Source organism: Streptacidiphilus sp. MAP5-3, assembly GCF_041262505.1.
GTDB lineage: Bacteria > Actinomycetota > Actinomycetes > Streptomycetales > Streptomycetaceae > Streptacidiphilus.
In genome coordinates this window covers 21,268-40,735 of the sequence record NZ_JBGCCL010000044.1, presented here as the reverse complement: position 1 = coordinate 40,735, position 19,468 = coordinate 21,268, and the positions used below count along the sequence as shown (strand labels likewise).

Genomic DNA, 19,468 nt, shown 5'->3' with positions numbered 1-19,468 from the left:
GCCAGTTCGCGCAGGGCGGTGAGGTTGCCGACGCGGAAGTAGTTGGAGAGGGCGGCGTCGACCTTCTCGGCGGTGTAGACGTTGCCGTGGGCCATGCGTCGGCGCAGGCCCTCGGGGGCCATGTCGACCAGCTCGATCTGGTCGGCGCGGCGCACCACTTCGTCCGGGACGGTCTCCCGCTGCGGCACCCCCGTGATCTTCTGGACCACGTCGTTGAGCGACTCGAGATGCTGCACGTTGACCGTGGTCAGCACGTCGATGCCGGCGTCCAGCAACTCCTGCACGTCCTGCCAGCGCTTGGCGTGCCGACCGCCGGGGATGTTGGTGTGGGCGAGCTCGTCGACGAGCGCCACCTGCGGGCAGCGGGCGATCACGGCGTCCGTGTCCATCTCGGCGAACCGGCCGCCGCGGTAGTCGCGCTCCAGCCGCGGCATCACGTCGAGGCCCTGCACGAGGGACTCGGTGTGCCGGCGTTTGTGGCTCTCGACGAACGCGACGACCACGTCCTGACCACGCTGGGAACGGCGGTGCGCCTCGTCCAGCATCTTGTAGGTCTTGCCCACGCCGGGCGCCGAGCCGAGGAAGACCTTCAGCCTTCCCCTACCGGTGCCGGTGGTTACCGCCATTGTCGCCGCGCCTCCTTCGCCGCCCGCTCGACGACTGCCGGTGCCTGACCTGTTCCGCAGGGACCCGTGGATCCGCTGACCGACCGCCGTGCGGTCGGTCAGCAGATCACCGGATCGGTGCGGAACAGGATCTGTGGATCAACCGAGCTGGTTCAGGGCCAGGTTGAGCTGGAGAACGTCGACGCGGGGCTCACCCAGGAAGCCCAGCGTACGGTCCTGGGTGTACTTCTTGACGAGCGCCTCGACCTGGGCGGCCGAGACACCGCGCGCCTTGGCGACCCGGTTGACCTGGATGGCCGCGTCCGCAGGGCTGATGTCCGGGTCGAGACCCGAACCGGACGAGGTGATCGCGTCCGCCGGGACCTGGCTCTCCGGAACGCCGTCGAACTTCGCGATCGCCGCCTTGAGCTGCGTGTAGGTCGCGGCCAGACCGGCGTCGTTGGTGCCCTTGTTGGTGGCGCCGGACGCGGTCGGGTCGTAGCCGAGCGCGCCGGCCGCCGACGGACGGGACTGGAAGTACTTCGGGTCCGGCGTCTGGGACTTGCCGTCCTTGGAGAGGACGGTGAAGTTCTGGCCGATCAGCGAGGAGCCGACGACCTGTCCCTTCGAGTCCTTCACCAGCGAGCCGTTGGCCTGCTTGGAGAAGGCCGCCTGGGACACCCCGGTGATCACCAGGGGGTAGAGCAGGCCGCAGAGCACCGTGAACAGGAGCAGGATCCGCAGGCCCGTGAGGTGGTTCCGCACCGAGGTGGGAAGGGGCTTAGCCATGAAAGGTCACTTCACTCGAGTCGGGACTGCTCAGTGCAGGCCGGGGATGAACTGGACGACCAGGTCGATCAGCTTGATGCCGACGAACGGCAGGATCAGGCCGCCGACGCCGTAGATCCCCAGGTTGCGGCGGAGCAGCGACTGGGACGAGGACGGCTTGTACGTCACGCCACGCAGCGCGAGCGGGATCAGGCCGATGATGATCAGCGCGTTGAAGATGATCGCCGAGGTGATCGCCGACATCGGGCTGTGCAGGTGCATGATGTTGAGCTTGTTCAGCCCCGGATAGACCACCGCGAACATGGCCGGGATGATCGCGAAGTACTTCGCGACGTCGTTGGCGATGGAGAAGGTGGTCAGCGCACCGCGGGTGATCAGGAGCTGCTTGCCGATCTCGACGATCTCGATCAGCTTGGTCGGGTTGGAGTCCAGGTCCACCATGTTCCCGGCCTCCTTGGCGGCCGAGGTGCCGGTGTTCATGGCCACGCCGACGTCCGCCTGCGCGAGCGCGGGAGCGTCGTTGGTGCCGTCACCGGTCATGGCGACCAGACGGCCGCCCTCCTGCTCCTTCTTGATCAGGGCCATCTTGTCCTCGGGAGTCGCCTCCGCGAGGAAGTCGTCCACGCCCGCCTCCTCGGCGATCGCGGCGGCCGTCAGCGGGTTGTCACCCGTGATCATGACCGTCTTGATGCCCATGGCGCGCATCTCCGCGAAGCGCTCCTTGATGCCGGGCTTGACGACGTCCTTCAGGTAGATCACACCGAGGACACGAGCGGGCTCGGAGCCCTGCTTCTCCGCGACCACCAGCGGCGTACCACCGAGGTTGGAGATCCGCTCCACGGCGACGTCCAGCTCGTTGCTGGTCCGGCCACCGTGCTCCAGCACCCACGAGGCCACGGCCGCGGCCGCGCCCTTGCGGATGGACTCGCCGTCGACGTCGACGCCGGACATCCGGGTCTGAGCCGTGAACTCGATCCACTCCGCGTGGGCCAACTCGCCCTGCGCACGCTCGCGCAGACCGTACTTCTCCTTGGCCAGCACCACGATGGATCGGCCCTCGGGCGTCTCGTCCGCGAGGGAGGAGAGCTGCGCGGCACTGGCCAGCGCCTGCTGGTCCACGTCGCCGACGGTCACGAACTCGGCGGCCTGGCGGTTGCCGAAGGTGATGGTGCCGGTCTTGTCCAGCAGCAGCGTGGAGACGTCACCGGCGGCCTCGACGGCGCGACCGGACATCGCCAGCACGTTGCGCTGCACCAGCCGGTCCATACCGGCGATGCCGATCGCGGAGAGCAGCGCACCGATCGTCGTCGGGATCAGCGCGACCAGCAGCGACACCAGCACGACGATCGTCTGCGGCGCACCGGCGTACTTCGCCATCGGCTGCAACGTGACAACTGCCAGCAGGAAGACGATGGTCAGCGACGCCAGCAGGATGTTCAGGGCGATCTCGTTCGGCGTCTTCTGCCGAGCGGCGCCCTCGACCAGCGCGATCATCCGGTCGATGAAGGTCTTGCCCGGCTCCGACGTGATCTTCACGACGACCCGGTCCGATAGCACCTTCGTACCACCGGTCACCGCGGAGCGGTCACCGCCCGACTCACGGATGACCGGAGCCGACTCACCCGTGATCGCCGACTCGTCCACCGAGGCGACACCCTCGACCACGTCACCGTCACCGGGAATGACCTGACCGGCCTCGACCAGCACGTGGTCGCCGAGGCGCAGCTCGGTGGCCGCGACCTCCTCCTCGCGCACCTCGGACGCGGGCGTGCCCGGCGTCCAGTCGCCGACGACGCGGCGGGCGACGGTGTCGGTCTTGGTCTTGCGCAGGGTGTCGGCCTGCGCCTTGCCACGGCCCTCGGCGACGGCCTCGGCCAGGTTGGCGAAGACGACGGTCAGCCAGAGCCAGACGGTGATCACCCAGGCGAAGACGCTGGGCTTCTCGATTGCGGACAGCGTGGTGAGCAGCGAGCCCACCTCGACGACGAACATGACCGGGTTCTTGAACATCACCCGCGGGTCGAGCTTCTTGCACGCGTCCGGGAACGACTTGAGCAGCTGCTTGGGGTCAAGCAGGCCTCCGCCGATGCGGCGTTCGGTCTCCGCGACCGGCGCGGCTGCCGCGTCGGCCACAGCCGTCGGCTGGATCTCTTCCTGGGTAGTGGGTGTGGACATCAGTGGAGGCCTTCCGCGAGCGGCCCGAGCGCCAGGGCCGGGAAGTAGGTGAGCCCGACGACGATCAGGATCACGCCGGACAACATGCCGACGAAGAGCGGGCTGTGGGTCTTGAGGGTGCCGGTCGACTCCGGCACGTGCTGCTGCTTGGCCAGCGAACCGGCGAGCGCCAGCACGAACACCATCGGCAGGAACCGGCCGAAGACCATGGCGAGGCCCAGGGCCTCCTGCCAGTGCGTGCTGGTGACGGTCAGTCCGGCGAAGGCCGAGCCGTTGTTGTTGGCGGCCGAGGTGAACGCGTAGAGGACCTCGGAGAAGCCGTGCGGGCCGGTGTTGTTCATACCGCCGCCGTGACCGGCCTTCAGCGACATCGCCACGCCGGTGCCGACCAGCACGATGGCCGGGGTCGCCAGGATGTAGAGCGAGGCGAACTTCATCTCGCGGGCGCCGAGCTTCTTGCCCAGGTACTCCGGCGTGCGGCCGACCATCAGACCCGCGACGAAGACCGTCACGATCGCCAGCACCAGGATGCCGTAGAGGCCCGAGCCGGTACCGCCGGGCGCGATCTCACCGAACATCATGTTCAGGATCGTCACGCCACCACCGAGCGGCGTCAGCGAGTCGTGCGCGGCGTTGACCGCACCGGTCGAGGTCAGCGTGGTCGAGGCGGCGAACAGCGAGCTGCCCGGGATGCCGAAGCGGACTTCCTTGCCCTCCATCGCCGCACCGGCGATGTGGGCGGCGATGCCCGAGTGCTGGTTCTCGAAGAACGTGATCAGCGCGGCGGACGCGGCCCAGTACAGGCCCATGACCGAGACGATCGCGTAGCCCTGCTTCTGCGACTTCACCATCGTGCCGAAGGTGCGGCACAGCGCGAACGAGATCACCAGCAGGAGGTAGATCTCCACCAGGTTGCTGAACGGGTTCGGGTTCTCGAACGGGTGGGCCGAGTTGGCGTTGTAGAAGCCGCCGCCGTTGGTGCCCAGCTCCTTGATGGCCTCCTGCGAGGCCACCGGACCGCCCGGGATCGACTGCGCGGTACCGCTCAGCGTGTGGACGATCTGCGCGGCGTGCAGGTTCTCCACCACACCGCTCGCGACCAGCACGATCGCGAAGACGACCGAGATCGGCAGCAGCACGCGGAGCACGATGCGGGTCAGGTCGACCCAGAAGTTGCCCAGCACGTCCGACTTCTCGCGGGTGAAGCCCCGGATCAGCGCGGCGACGACGGCGATGCCGACGGCGGCCGAGAGGAAGTTCTGGACCGCGAGGCCGCCCATCTGCACCAGGTGGCCCATGGTCGACTCACCCGAGTACGACTGCCAGTTGGTGTTGGTGACGAAGGAGATCGCGGTGTTCCACGCCATCGCCGGCGAGACCGCCGGGAAGCCCAGCGAGAGCCACAGGTGCTCCTGCAGCCGCTGGAACGCGTAGAGGAAGAGGACGGAGACGGCGGAGAACGCGAGCACCGAGCGCAGATAGGACGCCCAGGTCTGCTCCGCGTCGCCGTCGACGCCGATCAGTTTGTAGATGCCGCGCTCGATCCGCAGATGCTTGCGAGTGGTGAGCACGTAGGCCAGGTAGTCGCCGAGCGGCCGGTAGGAGAGAGCCAGTGCGGCGACGAGCGCGAGGGCTTGCAGGAAGCCGGCGAGGGTCGGGTTCATCGGTTAGAACTTCTCCGGACGGATCAGGGCCGCGACAAGGTAGGCGATAAGGGCGATCGACACGACCAGCCCGATGATGTTGTCGGCGTTCACAGCCGCTCGACCCCCTTGACGATCAGGGCGAGGATCACGAACACCGCGACCGTCAGCCCTACGAAGAGCACGTCGGACATGTGGATGCACCTACTGACGCGAGATCTGTTCCGCCGGACGGATGACGCGGCGACCCGACCCAGGTAAGCGCACGTATGTGCGGCGTCAGGGAGCCTTAATGCCTCCCTTGCGGCCGTCCGTACTTCCCATACGGCTTCTTTACGCCGAGGCGTCCGCTTCGTGACCTTCGACCGACTCGACTGTTACGTCCGTCGATCCTTAGGCGAAAAGCGCATGGATCCCGTCAAAAATTATGCAAGGAGCGCTATGGAGCAGGTAATGTGAAGGCAGACAGGCCGCCAGGGCCTGCGATTCACGGAAAGAACCGATACGCCATGTCCGAGACCGCCACCGCAGCAGTGACCGCACGCGTCATCGTCGGTGTCCGCGACTCCGCCAAGGGACGCGCGCAGCTGCGCCGCGCCGCCGCGGAGGCCCGTCGGCAGCAGGCGGTCCTGGTCCCGGTCCTCGCCTGGTCCCCGGCGGGCGGCGAGCACCTCTACCGCACGCGCCCCTGCCCGGAGCTGGCCCACGAGTGGGAGCTTCGCGCCTGCGCCAAGCTGGACGACGTCGTCGCCCAGACCCTGACGGTCGAGACCCCCGCCGACGAGCAGCTCCCGATCACGGTCACACCGGTCGCCGTCCGCGCCGAGAGCTTGGCCGACGCCGTGGCCGCGACCGCCACCGGTGCGCACGACGAGGTCTTCACCGCCCCGGCCCACCCGGGCGTCCTCACCCGCCTGGGGATCTACCGCCGCGACCGCGGTCGCGGCGTCGCCCTGGCGCTCTGAGGCGCGGCAGCCACACCGGCCGGATGCCGGTCAGCCCCGGACCTCGGCCGCTTCCAGCGTGAAGCGGCCGTCGTCGCGGTCGTACTCGTAGAGCTCGCCGTAACGGCCCCAGTCGATCGCCGTCTCCAGCTGGCTGCGCGCCTCCTCGTCGGAGAAGCCGCTGCGGAGCAGGTCGAGGAAGAACCCCTCCCGCAGGGTGTGGTCCTCGGTGCGGGTGAGGGCCGTGACGATGGTGCGGACCAGCGGTGCGTGCTCCTCCGCGTAGCGCGCGAAGAGCTGCTTGCTGGTGAGGATGTCCGCCGCGGTGAACTCACGGCCCGCGTCGGTGACCGCGATGCGCGGGCCGCTGGTGCGGGCCAGGCCGAGCATCGTCACCGCGTCGACCAGCGGGAGCAGGTCGTCGACCTCGAAGCTCAGCTCGTCGGCGATCTCGGCCAGGCCGTCCTCGCCGCCGCGGGCGATCAGGATCTCCAGCAGACCGGCCATCCCGCCGACGCTGACGTCCGGCAGCGGGACGGTGACCGGCGTCGGCGTGGGGGCCGGGCGCTCGGGCGCGGACGGCGCGGACGGGGGTTCGTCCCGGCCGGTGAGGATGCCGTAGACGGTGTCGACCAGCTCCTCGAACCCGTCGGTCTGCCGGTCGCGCGGACGCGCCAGGTTGACGTGGAGCTCGGCCTTGATCCGGCCGGGGTTGGAGGAGAGCACCAGGATGCGGTCGGCGAGCAGCACCGCCTCCTCGATGTTGTGGGTGACGATCAGGATCGACTTGACCGGCGCCTCGCGTCCCTCCCACAGGCCGACCAGCTCACCACGCAGGTTCTCCGCCGTCAGCACGTCCAGCGCGGAGAAGGGCTCGTCCATGAAGAGCGCGTCCGGCTCGACCACCAGCGCGCGGGCGAAGCCGACACGCTGGCGCATGCCGCCGCTGAGTTCCTTCGGGTACGCGCCCTCGAAGCCGTCCAGGCCGATCAGGTCGATCGCCTTGAGCGCCCGCTCGGCCCGTTCCTCGTCGGGGACGCCGCGCGCCTGCAGGCTGAGCTCGACGTTCTGCTGCACGGTCAGCCACGGCAGCAGCGCGAAGGACTGGAAGACCATGGCCACGCCCGGATTGGCCCCGTTGAGCAGCTCGCCCCGGTAGCGGACCGTCCCCTGCGACGGCGCGATCAGCCCGGCCAGGCAGCGCAGCAGCGTCGACTTGCCGGAGCCGGACTTGCCGAGCAGCGCCACGATCTCGCCCTCGACCAGGGTCAGCCCGACGCTCTCCAGCACCGGGAGGGCACGGCCGTCGGGCGTGGTGAAGGTCTTGGTGACGTCCTCCGCCTCCACGATGACGGTTCGCGGCCCGGTGGTGGTCATCGCTTCTCTCCTCCTCCAGCTCTCACAGGGCGTAGCGGGTCTCGGCCAGGCGGTACATACGCCGCCAGAACAGTCGGTTCACGCCGACGACGTAGATGCTCATCACGCAGATACCCACCAGGATCTTGGGGAACTCGCCGTCCCCCGTCGCCTGGGCGATGTACGCGCCGAGGCCGGTGGCCTCCAGGTGGTGGTTGCCGTAGCTGACGACCTCGGCGACGATCGACGCGTTCCACGCCCCGCCTGCGGCGGTGATCCCGCCGGTGACGTAGTAGGGGAAGATCGCCGGCAGGATGAACCTGCTCCAGCGCAGCCAACCGTGCACCCCGAAGCCGGTCATCGCCTCGCGCAGGTCGGACGGGATCGCGGACGCCCCGGCGATCACGTTGAAGAGGATGTACCACTGCGCACCCAGCGCCATCAGCAGGATCGACCCGATGTTGAGCGAGATCCCGAGGGCCACGAACGCGGCGGTCGCGAAGGGGAAGATGAAGTTCGCCGGGAAGCTGGCCAGCACCTGCACGACCGGCTGGGCGAACCGGATGACCTTGGGGTTCATCCCGATCCACACCCCGACCGGCACCCAGATCACCGTCGCGAACACGAGCAGCACGACGACACGGCTGAAGGTCGCCGCGCCCAGCAAGAACGCGTGCCAGAACTCCCCGAGCCCGATCGTCGAGTGGACGTAGCTGAGCGCCTGCCAGGCACCCCAGGCGGACAGCACGGTGACCGCGCCCGCGAAGAAGACGTCACCGGTCCGCTCGCGGACGGCGGGCCGCGCCAGCGGGTGCTCGGCCAGACCGAAGGGGCGGGCGGCCCGGTCGAGCGCCCGGCCGACGGGCCTGAGCGGCGTCCCGATCAGCCGCGGCACGCTGCTGCGCCGCAGCAGGTCCAGCATGAGGCTGCGGGGCCGCTCGGCCGCGCCCGACTCCTCCACCCGGAACCGCTCCGACCAGGCGGTCATCGGCCGCCAGAAGAACGTGTTGACGCCGATCACCATCACGACCATGACGGCGATGGCGATGCCGACCTGGCTCAGGTTCCCGTCGGCGATCGCGGCGGCGGCGTAGGAGCCGATGCCGGGCAGCGCGTACCGGTGGTTGAGCACGCTGATCGACTCGGACGCGGCGAGGAAGAACCAGGCGCCGCCGAAGCTCATCATCCCGTTCCAGATCAGCGGGATCATCCCGGACGGCACGTCCAGCCGCCAGAACCGCTGCCACTTGGTCAGCCGCATGACGCGCGCCGCTTCGTCGAGCTCGCGGGGCTGGGAGACGAGGGCGTAGTAGAAGGCGAAGGTCATGTTCCAGGCCATCGCGGTGAAGATCGCGAAGATCGACGCGCATTCGAGGCCGAGCTCGGAGCCCGGGAAGAGGTTGATGAACGCGGTGACGGTGACCGAGAGGAAGCCCAGGACGGGAACGGACTGGAGGATGTCCAGGATCGGCAGCAGCACCTTCTCGATCCGGCGCATCCGCGCTGCGGCGGTGGCGTAGACGAAGGTGAAGAGCACCGAGAGGATCAGCGCGACGAACATCCGGAGCAGCGAACGGACCGCGTAGTAGGGGAGGTTCGCCGGATCGGTGGACACCTGCGTCGGCGCGGTGCTCGGCAGGAACGGCGCGTTGAGACCGGGCGCGAGACGCAGCAGCCCGTAGAGCAGGGCGACGATCGCAGCGGCGACGACCAAGTCCACCCAACGGTTCCCCACCCGCCACCACGACCCGGACCCCGGCTCACCCCCGTTCGACGGGAACCCTCCCTGACCCGCCACCGCGTGTCTCCTCTGAGCGCATGCCCCGTTCCCCCAAGCCACTCAAACAGGCGGGTCCAGTAAGCGCAGCCGGGGGAAGACGAACGGGTGACCAACAGCAGACGACCTCAACGGAATTCCTTGAGCCGGGGCCAAGCGCCCGCGCCCAGCAGCAGGACCACCACGGCCATCCCGCCGACGAGGATCCACTCGTCGGCGCCCGCGCTGTCCGCGCCGGACTTCGACACGGACTCGTACGCGCTCTCGTTGATCCCGATCAACGCCTGCAGCGCGGCGTCATGGGCGTTGAAGTCCGCGTTCGAGCCGCCGGGCGCGAGGCTCGTGCAGTAGGCGATGGCCTGCTCCAGGTGGCCCGCCTGGACCAGCGCGCGGATCTTGCGGTCGTCGCGTTCGTACGCCTGGTACGCCAGCAGCGTCTTCTCCGCCGCCGCCCGCTCCCCCGGGAAGGTGATGTTGCGGAACTCGTCGCCGTAGTACCCGGTGAACCCGACGTTCGCGTGGTTCTGCTGGTACGCGCTGATCGCCGAGGCCAGCGCCGCGTCGTACTGGAACATCCCGGCGTTGTCGACGTCGGCTATGTCGTCGGAGTCCTGCTGGAAGGCCTGCTGGTACTGCGCGGCCCGGCCGGCGTCCAAGAGGTAGCGGCTCTCGTCGGCGTTGGAGTCGTAGATGACCGCGCGGGCGTGGGTGAGGGCGACGACCGAGTCGTACGCGGAGATGCGGGCGGTGGTCAGGTCGTTCCGCTCGGTGGAGAAGAGCGAGCCGGCCAGGCCGAGCAGCACCGCGGTCAGTACCGTCGCCGCCGTCATCGCCGGGCTGAGGACCCGGCGGAAGCTGCGGGTCAGCCAGATCTGGGTGGCCACCATGGCCAGCAGCAGCGCTCCGCCGAGCAGCACCAGCCACAGTCCGGCCGTGCCGAGCGCGGAGCTCTCGGCACGGTAACTCTGCTCGAACGCGGTGTCGTTGGCCTGGATCAGGCTCTCGGCCGCGGGCAGCAGCTGAGTCCGCATCAGGTCGGTGGCCTGGCGGTACTCGGTGAGCGCCGCCGGGTCCGGGTGGCCGGCCGGGGAGCCGGCGTTCGTGTTGAGCTCCAGCGCGCGGGCCGCCAGGTCCTGGTAGCTGCCCAGGTTGTCGAGGACCTGGCCGAGCGCCTTCTGCGCGGCCGCGTTGCCCGCCGCGTCGAGGGTGGCGGCCTGCAGGTCGTGGTCGGCGACGACCCGGTCCTGGGTGTAGAGGGTGCGGGCGGTGGCGAGGTTCTTGGACAGCTGCGCGGTGCTGCCGAACGCCAGCTGGTTGGCCGCCTGGCCGTCCATGTCGGTCAGCGCCTGGTAGAGCCCGCCCGCGTCGGTGACCTGCGGGGCCTCGTGGCCGGTGATGTCGCTCCAGGTGCTCGCCGCGCCGGAGACCGACCCCAGCAGCACCGCTCCGAGCAGCACAGCCAGCGTCGCGCAGCCCGCCGTGGCCCAGCGCAGGCGCGCCGGGACCGTCAGCGGCCTGCCGCCGGGCCCGCGCCGGGACGGCCGGACGGCTCGGCCCGGCCCTGCGGGCGCTGCGGAGCCCCCCGACGCCCGCGTCCCCCCTGCTTCCCCCGATCCTCCGGCGCTTGCCGCGCCGACCGATGCGGCCTCCGGAGCCCGTTCCCCGACCGTAGTCATCCCCGCCTGAGCCTTCTTCCCGATTCGGCCTCTCGACCTCGGGCCTCACTCTCCTGCGGGGCGGCACACGGCAGGGCACATCCTGACGCCCTTTTGACGGTCGGACATGTGTTCTTGACGGGTTGTTGACACCCCTGGGCGAGGCTGCCGGGCGGTCCCCGGATCAGGCGGGCACGCTCTCCGGCATCGGCAGCCGAAGGCCTTCCATCAGCAGGGTGCAGATGGGCGTGTGCGCGTGGTGGCCGCCGTGGTGCGGGTGGTCGATCCGGACGCTGATCGGCGTCGGCGGTTCGCCGGCCAGCTCCGCCTCCAGGACGGTGGTGCCGGGGCCGCGCTGGTGGTGGTAGCCGACCTCCTTGCCGTCGACCAGGAGAAGGATGTCCTCGGTGCGCCAGGTGTAACCGGTGCGCAGGTCGAGCGAGACGGAGTGGCCGTCGATGTCGAGGTGGTAGTGGTGCCGAGTGGCCATGCTGACCTCCGGAGGGCGTCCCCCCTCAGCTATCCACCATAGTCGCGCGGCGGTCTCAGCCGTCGCGCTCGCGGCGGTGGCGACGCCAGGCGAAGACCCCGATCACGGCCACCACGATCACCGCGATCGCGATCGCCACCCACTTCCCCGCCTGCGCCTCGACCCGCTTGTACGCCTGCCCGGCGAAGTAGCCGAGCAGCGTGTAGCCGACGCCCCAGACCAGCCCGCCCAGCGCGTTGAACAGCAGGAACTTGCGGTAGGGCATGTGCGAGATCCCCGCCAGAGCGGGCATCACCGCCCGGAAGAAGGCGATGAACCGCCCGAAGAAGACGGCAGCGGCGCCACGGTCGCGCATCATGGCCTTGGCCTTGCCGAGGTTCTCCTGGTGCCTGCGCAGCGGTTTGACGTCGAGGATCCGGTCGCCGAAGTGGTTGCCGATCGCGTACCCGACACTGTCGCCCACGATCGCCGCGAAGACCACCACCGACATCACACCCCAGAGCGAGACGTGCCCCTGGTTCGCCAGCACGCCGGCCAGGACCACGGCCGTCTCGCCGGGCAGAACGAAGCCGACGAAGAGCGCGTCCTCGAAGAAGACCAGGGCGCCGACCACCGCGTAGACCAGCGGGCCGGACAGACCGCTCAGCCAGTTGACGATCGCTCCCATCCGGAGATCCGTCCCTTCGTCCGATCGCGCGCACCGCTCCCGACCAGTCTGCGTGCCGTGCCCGCTTTCGCTCCGGAGGCGCGGCAGGCCGGGCGGGCCCCTCAGGCCCCTCAGGCCCGTCGGGCCCGTCGGGCCCGTCGGGCTCTAGGCTCGGCATGATCGATGTTCGTCGGCGGATGATCGGGGGGCAAGACCGTGCGTGTGTTTCTTGCAGGGGCGACTGGTGCGCTGGGACGGCGGCTGGTGCCGCTGCTGCTGGACGCGGGACACCAGGTGGTGGGCACCTCGCGCAGCGAGGAGGGCGTGGCCCGGCTGCGGGCGATCGGCACGGACGCCGTCCAGGCGGTACGGGTGGACGTCATGGACGCCGCGGCGCTGCGGGACGTCGTGGTCGCCGCCGCGCCGGACGCGGTGCTGCATCAGCTGACCGACCTCTCCGGCGCCGACGGCGCGGCCAACAGCCGACTGCGTCGCGAGGGCACACGCAATCTGGTCGACGCGGCGAAGGCCGCCGGGGTCACCCGGATCGTGGCCCAGTCGATCTGCTGGGCCTACGCCGGCGGGGAGGGCCCGGCGGACGAGAGCGTGCCGCTGGACCTGGACGCGCCGCTGCCGCGCGGCGGCATGGTGGGCGCGGTCGCCGAACTGGAACGGATCGCGGCCGAGCTGCCGGATGCGGTCGTGCTGCGCAACGGCCTCTTCTACGGACCCGGCACCTGGTACGCGCCCGGCGGTCCCGTCGCCGCCGCGCTGGCGGGCGACCCGACCGGGCCCTTCCTCGGGTCGCTGACCGCGAGTGCGGGCGTGAGCTCCTTCGTCCATGTGGACGACGCGGCGACGGCGGTGATCGCGGCCCTGGACTGGCCCGCCGGAGAGGTCAACATCGTCGACGACGAGCCCGCGACTGCGGCGCAGTGGCTTCCGGTGCTGGCCTCCGCCCTCGGCGTCGACACGGCGCCGGCTTCCACCGCCGTGCCCGAGCCCGCGCCGTGGGAACGCGGTGCGTCCAACGCCTTGGCGCGCAGCCGTGGCTGGCGTCCCGTGCGGACGTCGTGGCGGACCGGCTTCGGCGACCAGCTGGGCTGACCGGCCGTTCCAAGGAAGTCACCACAGGAAAAGCAGGAGAAAAGCGGGAGAAAAAGCGACAGGGCGCGAGGGGTACCGTCTCACCCTCGCGCCCCGTCAGTTCAGCGGTGCAGCGGATCTTCCTGACTGTGCGTCACATCAGGTACTGCACGGTGCGGTTCACCGACCAGCGGTTCACCGACGAGCGAGCGCGTCCACGAAGAGCGTGCCGTTGATGGTGCCCCAGCCGGAGGCCAGGTCGTAGCCCTTGGCGGCGTTGTAGCCGGTGACGCCCCCGAACGAGTTGTTTCCCTTGGTCACGTCCACGATGCCGTGGCCGGTCGCGTCGTGCTCGGCCAGCGCGTACAGCTTGTTGTTGAGGAAGCCGATGCGGTGGCCCGCCTTCTGGTCGGCGAGCGCGACTATGCCGGAGAAGATCGGGGTGGCCTCGCTGGTGCCGCCCACCAGGCCCCAGCCGTTGTTCTTCGGGTTGGAGTCGAAGGTGGAGTAGACCCAGGCGGCGCCGTTGACCGCGGCGGTCATCGAGATGTCCGGGGTGCCGCGGTGGGCGCCGGTGACGCCGGCAACTGCCTGCTGGTAGCCGGGACGGGCGAAGATGCCGGAGACGCCGCCACCACCCGCGCCGTAACCGTCGTTCCAGACCTGGTCGGGAGCGGTGCGGACGCCCTGGTCGTTCAGGGTCAGCTGGGTGCCGCCGACCGAGGTGACCAGCGGGTCGGTGGACGGCCAGGAGTCCACCTTGTACGGGTACATGGCGCTGCCGGACGCCTCCGAGTCGGTCGCGCCGTTGTCACCGGCGGCGGCGAGCACGGTGACGTGCTTCCAGTACGCGTCGGCGTAGGCGTAGCGCAGCTGCTGCACCGACTGGGTGCCGCCCTTGCCGTAGCCCGGGAAGGTCTGCTCGGTCGCGCCGAAGCTCTGGGAGATGACGTCGCCCCAGTTGTGGTCGACCGCGTACTTCTCGGCGGCGATCATCTGCGGGAAGCCGGTGGTGCCCTCGGTCTCGGCGACGCCGGTCTCGATCAGGACGATCCGGGCGCCGGGCGCGATCGAGTGCGCGTACTCGACGTCGAGGGTGGTCTCACCGGCCCAACCGAGCTGCGTCGGGTCGGTGTTGTTGAACTTCGGTACGTTGCCCCAGCGGACCACGTTGACGTGGGTGTTGGGCAGACCGAACTGCTTGTCGAAGGTGTTCAGGTCGCTCTGGATGGTCGGCGACCCGAAGGAGTCGACGATCACGATCGTGCGGCCCTTGCCCGTGACACCGCTCTTGTAGAGCGGGGCCAGGTTGTACGCCTTCTGGTACTGGAGCGGCGTGTAGCAGCGGATCTTCATCTGGGTGAGGCACTGGCTGGTCGGCAGCACCGAGTGCATGCCTGCGGCCATGGCGTGCCCGGCGCTCGCCGGCACGGGGGCGGGCAGCGCGGCGGGCGCCGCGGAGGCGGTGGCGGTCGCCGGGGCGCCGGCCGAGAAGGCGAGCAGCGCCGCGGCGCCTGCGGTCACCGTGGCCGCAGCCTTGACGGAGCGGGAACGGGCGAGGGAGCGACCCATGGTTCTCCTCATGCTCATATGTGCGCGAGCGCACACGGACTGACGGACGGAAGGCATCGGCCGTGCGGTCGTCTGTCGGAGCGCACACGCGGAGAACCCGCAGAAAGGGCGCGGCTGGGCATGACTGAACAGTCCCCCCGACCCCCGGGTCCCGCGCGACGCGGCATCGCCAGGACCGCAACAGGTGTCGATGATGCTCGCCTATGACTCACAGGTTGCGCTACCCCCAACCGGAGGTGCACCACCCCTGATCGGGGTGGCTACGTCGGGACAGAAACGGCGGTATCCGCAGATGTCCGGAGGACATTCGGCCGGATATTTCGTGGACGAGTTTTCTGCCTACCCGTCAGACCGGCCGATACCACCTCATTCGCGGCGCAATCCCTCCGCTGCCCGTCACCTCAGAGAGTGAGTGTTTGGCCGCGAGTTGACGTTGGCCTTTCCGTTGGCGTGGCGATTGCGGGTCGATTGCCATTGCCGTGGGAGTTTCCGTGGAGGACGCCTTGCGCCTACTCCTCGCGTACGGCGAGCAGCGAACAGAGGGCGAGCAGGACGAGCGACCCGAGCAAGGGGAGCCACGGCAGGGAGGCGGCGGCGTAGGCGCGGTCGGAGGTGAAGGTCTGTCGGATCGCGGCGTTGACCGGCGAGGCCGGGAGGACCAGGAGCAGCAGCGAGGTCGCGGTCAGCGTCAGCGTGCCCGCCGCGCGGCCCGGGATGGGCAGCGCGCCCACGGCCGTCCCGGCCAGCACGCCGACCAGCACTGCGACCAGTCCGTGCGCGACGATCGACGCGAGCGACGCATGAGGTCCCGTCGGCGCGGAGCTGGTCGCCACCTCGAAGAGCCCGCCCAGTGCGCCCAGCACCAGCCCGCCCCCGAGCGCGACCGCGAGCCCCGTCGCCCGCACCGTCCGCATGCCCCCGGTCGTGGCGGCGGCTGCCACCGCGCGTGCGGAGCCGGGCTCCACGGCGAGCGTGGTCCGGGTCAGCCAGCCGCAGGTCGGCACCAGCATGCCGGCGCACCAGCCGAGCGAGTCGCCGTACTGCTGCCCGCCGAACCACCCGGCGGCGAGCAGGAACGCGTAGAGCAGCACAGGCGGCAGCCAGCGCTGCGAGCGGAGCAGGAAGGAGATTTGGTACCGCAGCAGCGGCAGCACGGCGCTCATACCGGCCGCACCTCCTCGACATGGACGTCCGCTTCGCCGAGCAGCGACCGCAGCACCTCGTCGGACGCGTCCTGGTCCACCGTCACCACGACAGCCCCGACGTCGTGTCCGGCCTCGCGTTCCCGCGCCTCCTGGACGCCGCGGAGCTCGGTCAGGCCCTTCGCGCCCGCCGCACGACCGCGCACGGTGATCCGGACCTGCCGCTGACGCGTCCGCCCGAGGCGCTCCTCGACCACCCGGCCGTCGGTGAAGGTCCAGCAGGCGTCCGCCCGTCCGGCCAGCCGGGCCGGGTCGTGGTCGACGAAGACCACCGTCGTGCCGCGGGCCGACTGCTCCTCGACCAGCGTGTCCAGGGTCGCCCGCGCGGCCTGGTCCAGGCCCGTCCACGCCTCGTCCAGCACCAGCAGCCCGGGGGCGCCGAGGAACGCCTGCGCGACCGCGACCTTCTGGCAACTGCCCTTCGACAGCTCCCCGACGGGCCGATCGGCGAAGCCTGCCGCACCGAGGCGCTCCAGCAACTCCGAAGCCCGACGGGCTGGTTCGGGACCACGCAGGCCGTGCAGGCGTCCCACGTGTTCCAGATAGCCGCGCGCGGTGAAGGGCAGTTCCGGGGCGAACCGCTCCGGTACGTAGGCGCGGCGCTCGGGCGCGTCGACCACCTGCCCCCGCGTGGGCCGCGAGGCGCCCACGACGATCCGCAGCAGCGTCGACTTCCCACTACCGTTGCCGCCGACGGCCCGGATCAGGGCCCCTTCGGGCAGCTCCACCCCGACGTCACGGACCACCCAGGGCCCGCGCAGCCCGTACCGCTTCCCCACACAGTCGAGTCGCACCCGAGCCAGGGTAGTCCCGCCCCGTTGGCGCACGACCGTTCGGCCGCAGGCGACTTGACCGCATCCGCCGACCGCTCAGGGAAATACGGGCGGCGCGTCGGACGGAGCGGTGCCCCACGTCGTCGGCGTCGGGGAGAGGACGAAGACGAGCTGGGAGGCGGTCCGGTCGATCCAGGTGGCCGAGGACGGAACGCCGTCACGGATGAGCTTCCGGACGTAGGGCCCGGTCCCGGCCGCGGTGATGGTGAGGTCGGGGCCCGACGGACGGTGCACCGCCACGTAGGGGAAGAGCGGACTGCCGAGGGCCAGCACGGGAGCGCCCGGGGTCTCGGGGTAGAGCCCGAGCGCAGCCCAGACGTACCAGGAGCTCATCGCGCCGAGGTCGTCGTTGCCCGGCTCCCCGCCCGGGCTCAGCCCGTAGAGCTGGTCGACGATGGACCGGACCACCGCCTCGGTCCGGTCGGGACGGCCGGTGCTGTCGTAGATCCACGGGATGTCGAAGGACGGCTCGTTGCCCTGCCAGTCGTACGGCTCGCCCGATCCGGCGTTGAGCTCGGTGAAGAAGCGGTCCAGCCGCGGGTTGACCACGCCCGGCCCGCCGAGCGCGGAGACCAGGGCGGGCAGATCCTGCGGCACCATCCAGGTGTACTGCGCCGCGTTGCCCTCCTGGAAGCCGTCCTGGTCGCTGCCGTCCCATGCCACCGCCGGCGGCCTGGGCGGGAACGCCCCGTCCGCCCCACGCGGGCGGATGTAGCCGGTAGCGGGGTCGAAGAGGTGCTCCCAGGAGTGCGACCGAGCCCGGAACCGGCTCGCCACGTCGTCCTGCCCGAGCGCAGCCGCCAGCCGGGAGACGGCGAAGTCGGCCACGGCGTACTCCAGCGTCGCCGAAGCGCCGTTGTTCACATGGGCGGTGGAGTCGCGGTGGGTGTTCGGCACGTAGCCGAGGCTCAGGTACTGGGCCAGCCACGGGCGTTCGACGTACCAGCCCTGGGCCGGCGGATCGGTCGCGGTGGGGCTGTCCTCCGCGCCGTGCACCGCCAGCCGCAACGCGCGTGCGGCGTCGAAGCCGTGGTCCCCGAAGGCGTAGACGTCCGCCAGGATCGCGTCCGCCGGATCACCGTTCATCACGTCCGTGTCCCCGGCGGCGACGGGCCACTTCGGCAGCCAGCCGCCGCTCTGGTCGGCGTCGTCGAGCAGCGAGGTGGCCATGTCGTCGGCCCGGTCCGGCGCGATCAGCGTCAACAGCGGGACCTGGCAACGGTAGATGTCCCAGCCGGAGAAGTTCGCATAGTGCGGGTGGCCGGGCAGGATCCGGTGCACCCGGCCGTCGAAGCCGGGATAGCGTCCGTCGGCGTCGCTGAAGACGCTGGGGTGCAGCAGCGAGTGGTAGAGCGCGGTGTAGAAGGTCGCCCGATGCTCCTGGCTTCCCCCCGCGACGGTGATCGACCCCAACTGCCGCGACCACAGGTCGTAGGCGCGCGCGGCGACCTGGCCGACGTCCCAACTGTTCGCCTCGGCCTGCAGGTTGGCCTCGGCACCGGCGAGGTCGACGTACGAGACGGCGACCTGGGCGCCGAGCCGGCGGTCAGGGCCCAGGTCGAAGCCCAAGGTCGCTCCGGGCGTGGGTCCATGGGCATCGGGCGGCCAGAGCCGCGCGGTGGTGAACGGCCGGTCGAAGCGGGCGGCGAAGTAGAGGGTGTAGCGGTTGTGGCTGGAGCAGAAGCGCCCGCTGCTCACCTGACCGACGATCTCCCGGTCGCCGAGGACGCTGACGTTCACGTCGGTGGTGGCGGTCGCGCTGCGCTCGGCTCTGACCAGCAGCGTGCCGGTCGCCGGGCCGCCGGGCGGGAAGGTGAAGTCCGCGACGCCGGTGCGGAGAGTGGTGCTGAGCTCGGTCCGGACGCCGCCCGCGGTCACCGCGTAGTAGCCGGGCCGGGCCACCTCGCTCTCGTGGCTGAACGGCACCGATCTGCGCGTCGCGCCTGTCTGTGGCGCGCCTGTCCGTGGCGCGTCGGTCCGTGTCGCGTCTGTCTGCGGCGCGTCGGTCTGTGGCGCGCCTGTCCGTGGCGCGTCGGTCTGTGGCGCGTCGGTCTGTGGCGCGTCGGCCGCCAGCGGCAGGAACGGCACGTCCCCGGCGACGCGGCAGCCGGGGCCGGAGAGGTGGGTGAGACTGAACCCGGTGAGCGCGCTGTCGGCGTAGTTGTACCCGCCACCGTCCGGGCGCGAGGTCGTGTCCGGGCTCCACTGCAGCATCCCGAAGGGCAGGCTGGGCCCGGGGAAGGTGTCCACCTGCCCGACCCACCGCCCGCCGTTGCCTGTCCCGACGAACGGGTCCACCAGGCTCGCCGGATCCCCCCACCCGGCGGTGTGTGGCGTGCGGGCCGTGTGGGCAGTGTGGGCCGAGACAACGTCGTTGGACGCGGTCCTGACCGGCCGTCCGTCCGGGACGGCCCCGGTCAGGGCCCCGGCTCCGGCGCCGGGTCCGGTCCCGGTCAACACCGCGACGACGGTGACCGTCAGGGCCGCCGTTCTCCCCGCACGCCGCAGTCGCCCTGCGCTTCGCAGTCGCCCCGCGCTTCGCCGCGACCGATCCGAGCGGGACACCCTCAGTCCGAGCCTGCTCACCGGCACCTCACCGACCCTCAGGCGCCCGCCTCCGGGGCGAAGTTCCCGCAGGTTACGTCGACGCCAGGGCTCGGCCGCGCCACCGCACCGCCCGCCAACCGCGCGTCGC

The 19,468-nt window shown here is 70.5% G+C and carries 15 protein-coding genes and 1 pseudogene; 2 read left to right on the top strand and 14 right to left on the bottom strand.

Going from position 1 to position 19,468, the window contains the following annotated elements; genetic code table 11:
- The 5 genes and pseudogenes from ABH928_RS34780 to kdpF form a co-directional block, all read right to left on the bottom strand.
- A pseudogene (locus tag ABH928_RS34780) lies at nucleotides 1-626 on the bottom strand (histidine kinase); the annotation flags it as partial.
- Nucleotides 627-764: 138 nt separating this feature from the next.
- Nucleotides 765-1,394, bottom strand: a complete 630-nt coding sequence (gene kdpC / locus ABH928_RS34775) for a potassium-transporting ATPase subunit KdpC (protein WP_370072727.1) — start codon at nucleotides 1,392-1,394, stop codon at nucleotides 765-767.
- 30 nt (nucleotides 1,395-1,424) lie between these two features.
- Nucleotides 1,425-3,569, bottom strand: coding sequence for a potassium-transporting ATPase subunit KdpB (gene kdpB, locus ABH928_RS34770; protein WP_370072726.1), 2,145 nt, complete (start codon nucleotides 3,567-3,569; stop codon nucleotides 1,425-1,427).
- On the bottom strand, nucleotides 3,569-5,233 hold the full coding sequence (gene kdpA, locus ABH928_RS34765; protein ID WP_370072725.1) for a potassium-transporting ATPase subunit KdpA: 1,665 nt from the start codon (nucleotides 5,231-5,233) through the stop codon (nucleotides 3,569-3,571). The genes kdpB and kdpA overlap by 1 nt, the downstream gene beginning before the upstream one ends.
- Before the next feature lie 3 nt (nucleotides 5,234-5,236).
- Nucleotides 5,237-5,326, bottom strand: a complete 90-nt coding sequence (kdpF, locus tag ABH928_RS34760; protein ID WP_370072724.1) for a K(+)-transporting ATPase subunit F — start codon at nucleotides 5,324-5,326, stop codon at nucleotides 5,237-5,239.
- A 395-nt stretch (nucleotides 5,327-5,721) separates the two neighbouring features.
- Between kdpF and ABH928_RS34755 the strand changes: the two genes are divergently transcribed.
- Nucleotides 5,722-6,177: a hypothetical protein gene (locus ABH928_RS34755; RefSeq protein WP_370072723.1), complete on the top strand. Its 456-nt coding sequence runs from the start codon at nucleotides 5,722-5,724 to the stop codon at nucleotides 6,175-6,177.
- A 30-nt stretch (nucleotides 6,178-6,207) separates the two neighbouring features.
- On the opposite strand, the gene ABH928_RS34750 is transcribed toward ABH928_RS34755, so the two are convergent.
- The 5 genes from ABH928_RS34750 to ABH928_RS34730 all read right to left on the bottom strand — a co-directional run bounded on the left by ABH928_RS34750 (nucleotide 6,208) and on the right by ABH928_RS34730 (nucleotide 12,101).
- A complete protein-coding gene (locus tag ABH928_RS34750; protein WP_370072721.1) occupies nucleotides 6,208-7,533 on the bottom strand; it encodes a nitrate/sulfonate/bicarbonate ABC transporter ATP-binding protein in 1,326 nt (441 codons plus the stop codon).
- Between the two features lie 22 nt (nucleotides 7,534-7,555).
- Nucleotides 7,556-9,232 (bottom strand): ABC transporter permease, encoded by a 1,677-nt coding sequence (locus tag ABH928_RS34745; protein WP_370072720.1) that lies wholly within the window; start codon nucleotides 9,230-9,232, stop codon nucleotides 7,556-7,558.
- Between the two features lie 185 nt (nucleotides 9,233-9,417).
- Nucleotides 9,418-10,965, bottom strand: a complete 1,548-nt coding sequence (locus tag ABH928_RS34740) for a hypothetical protein (RefSeq protein ID WP_370072719.1) — start codon at nucleotides 10,963-10,965, stop codon at nucleotides 9,418-9,420.
- Between the two features lie 163 nt (nucleotides 10,966-11,128).
- Nucleotides 11,129-11,434 (bottom strand): hypothetical protein, encoded by a 306-nt coding sequence (locus ABH928_RS34735; RefSeq protein WP_370072718.1) that lies wholly within the window; start codon nucleotides 11,432-11,434, stop codon nucleotides 11,129-11,131.
- Between the two features lie 55 nt (nucleotides 11,435-11,489).
- On the bottom strand, nucleotides 11,490-12,101 hold the full coding sequence (locus ABH928_RS34730; protein ID WP_370072716.1) for a DedA family protein: 612 nt from the start codon (nucleotides 12,099-12,101) through the stop codon (nucleotides 11,490-11,492).
- A 195-nt stretch (nucleotides 12,102-12,296) separates the two neighbouring features.
- Here ABH928_RS34730 and ABH928_RS34725 point away from each other — a divergent pair, with 195 nt between their 5' ends.
- Entirely contained in the window at nucleotides 12,297-13,187 is an 891-nt protein-coding gene (locus ABH928_RS34725) for an NAD-dependent epimerase/dehydratase family protein (RefSeq protein ID WP_370072715.1), read from the top strand.
- Nucleotides 13,188-13,361: 174 nt separating this feature from the next.
- Here the strand turns inward: ABH928_RS34725 and ABH928_RS34720 are convergent, their stop codons facing one another.
- From ABH928_RS34720 to ABH928_RS34705, 4 genes are all read right to left on the bottom strand, one after another.
- Complete coding sequence (locus ABH928_RS34720; RefSeq protein ID WP_370072714.1) at nucleotides 13,362-14,738, bottom strand: S8 family serine peptidase; 1,377 nt, start codon at nucleotides 14,736-14,738, stop codon at nucleotides 13,362-13,364.
- 509 nt (nucleotides 14,739-15,247) lie between these two features.
- Nucleotides 15,248-15,901, bottom strand: a complete 654-nt coding sequence (locus tag ABH928_RS34715) for a hypothetical protein (RefSeq protein WP_370072712.1) — start codon at nucleotides 15,899-15,901, stop codon at nucleotides 15,248-15,250.
- On the bottom strand, nucleotides 15,898-16,734 hold the full coding sequence (locus ABH928_RS34710; protein WP_370072711.1) for an ATP-binding cassette domain-containing protein: 837 nt from the start codon (nucleotides 16,732-16,734) through the stop codon (nucleotides 15,898-15,900). Before ABH928_RS34710 ends, ABH928_RS34715 begins: the two co-directional genes overlap by 4 nt.
- A gap of 75 nt (nucleotides 16,735-16,809) precedes the next feature.
- Nucleotides 16,810-19,233: a GH92 family glycosyl hydrolase gene (locus tag ABH928_RS34705; RefSeq protein WP_370072710.1), complete on the bottom strand. Its 2,424-nt coding sequence runs from the start codon at nucleotides 19,231-19,233 to the stop codon at nucleotides 16,810-16,812.
- Between the last annotated feature and the right edge of the window lie 235 nt (nucleotides 19,234-19,468).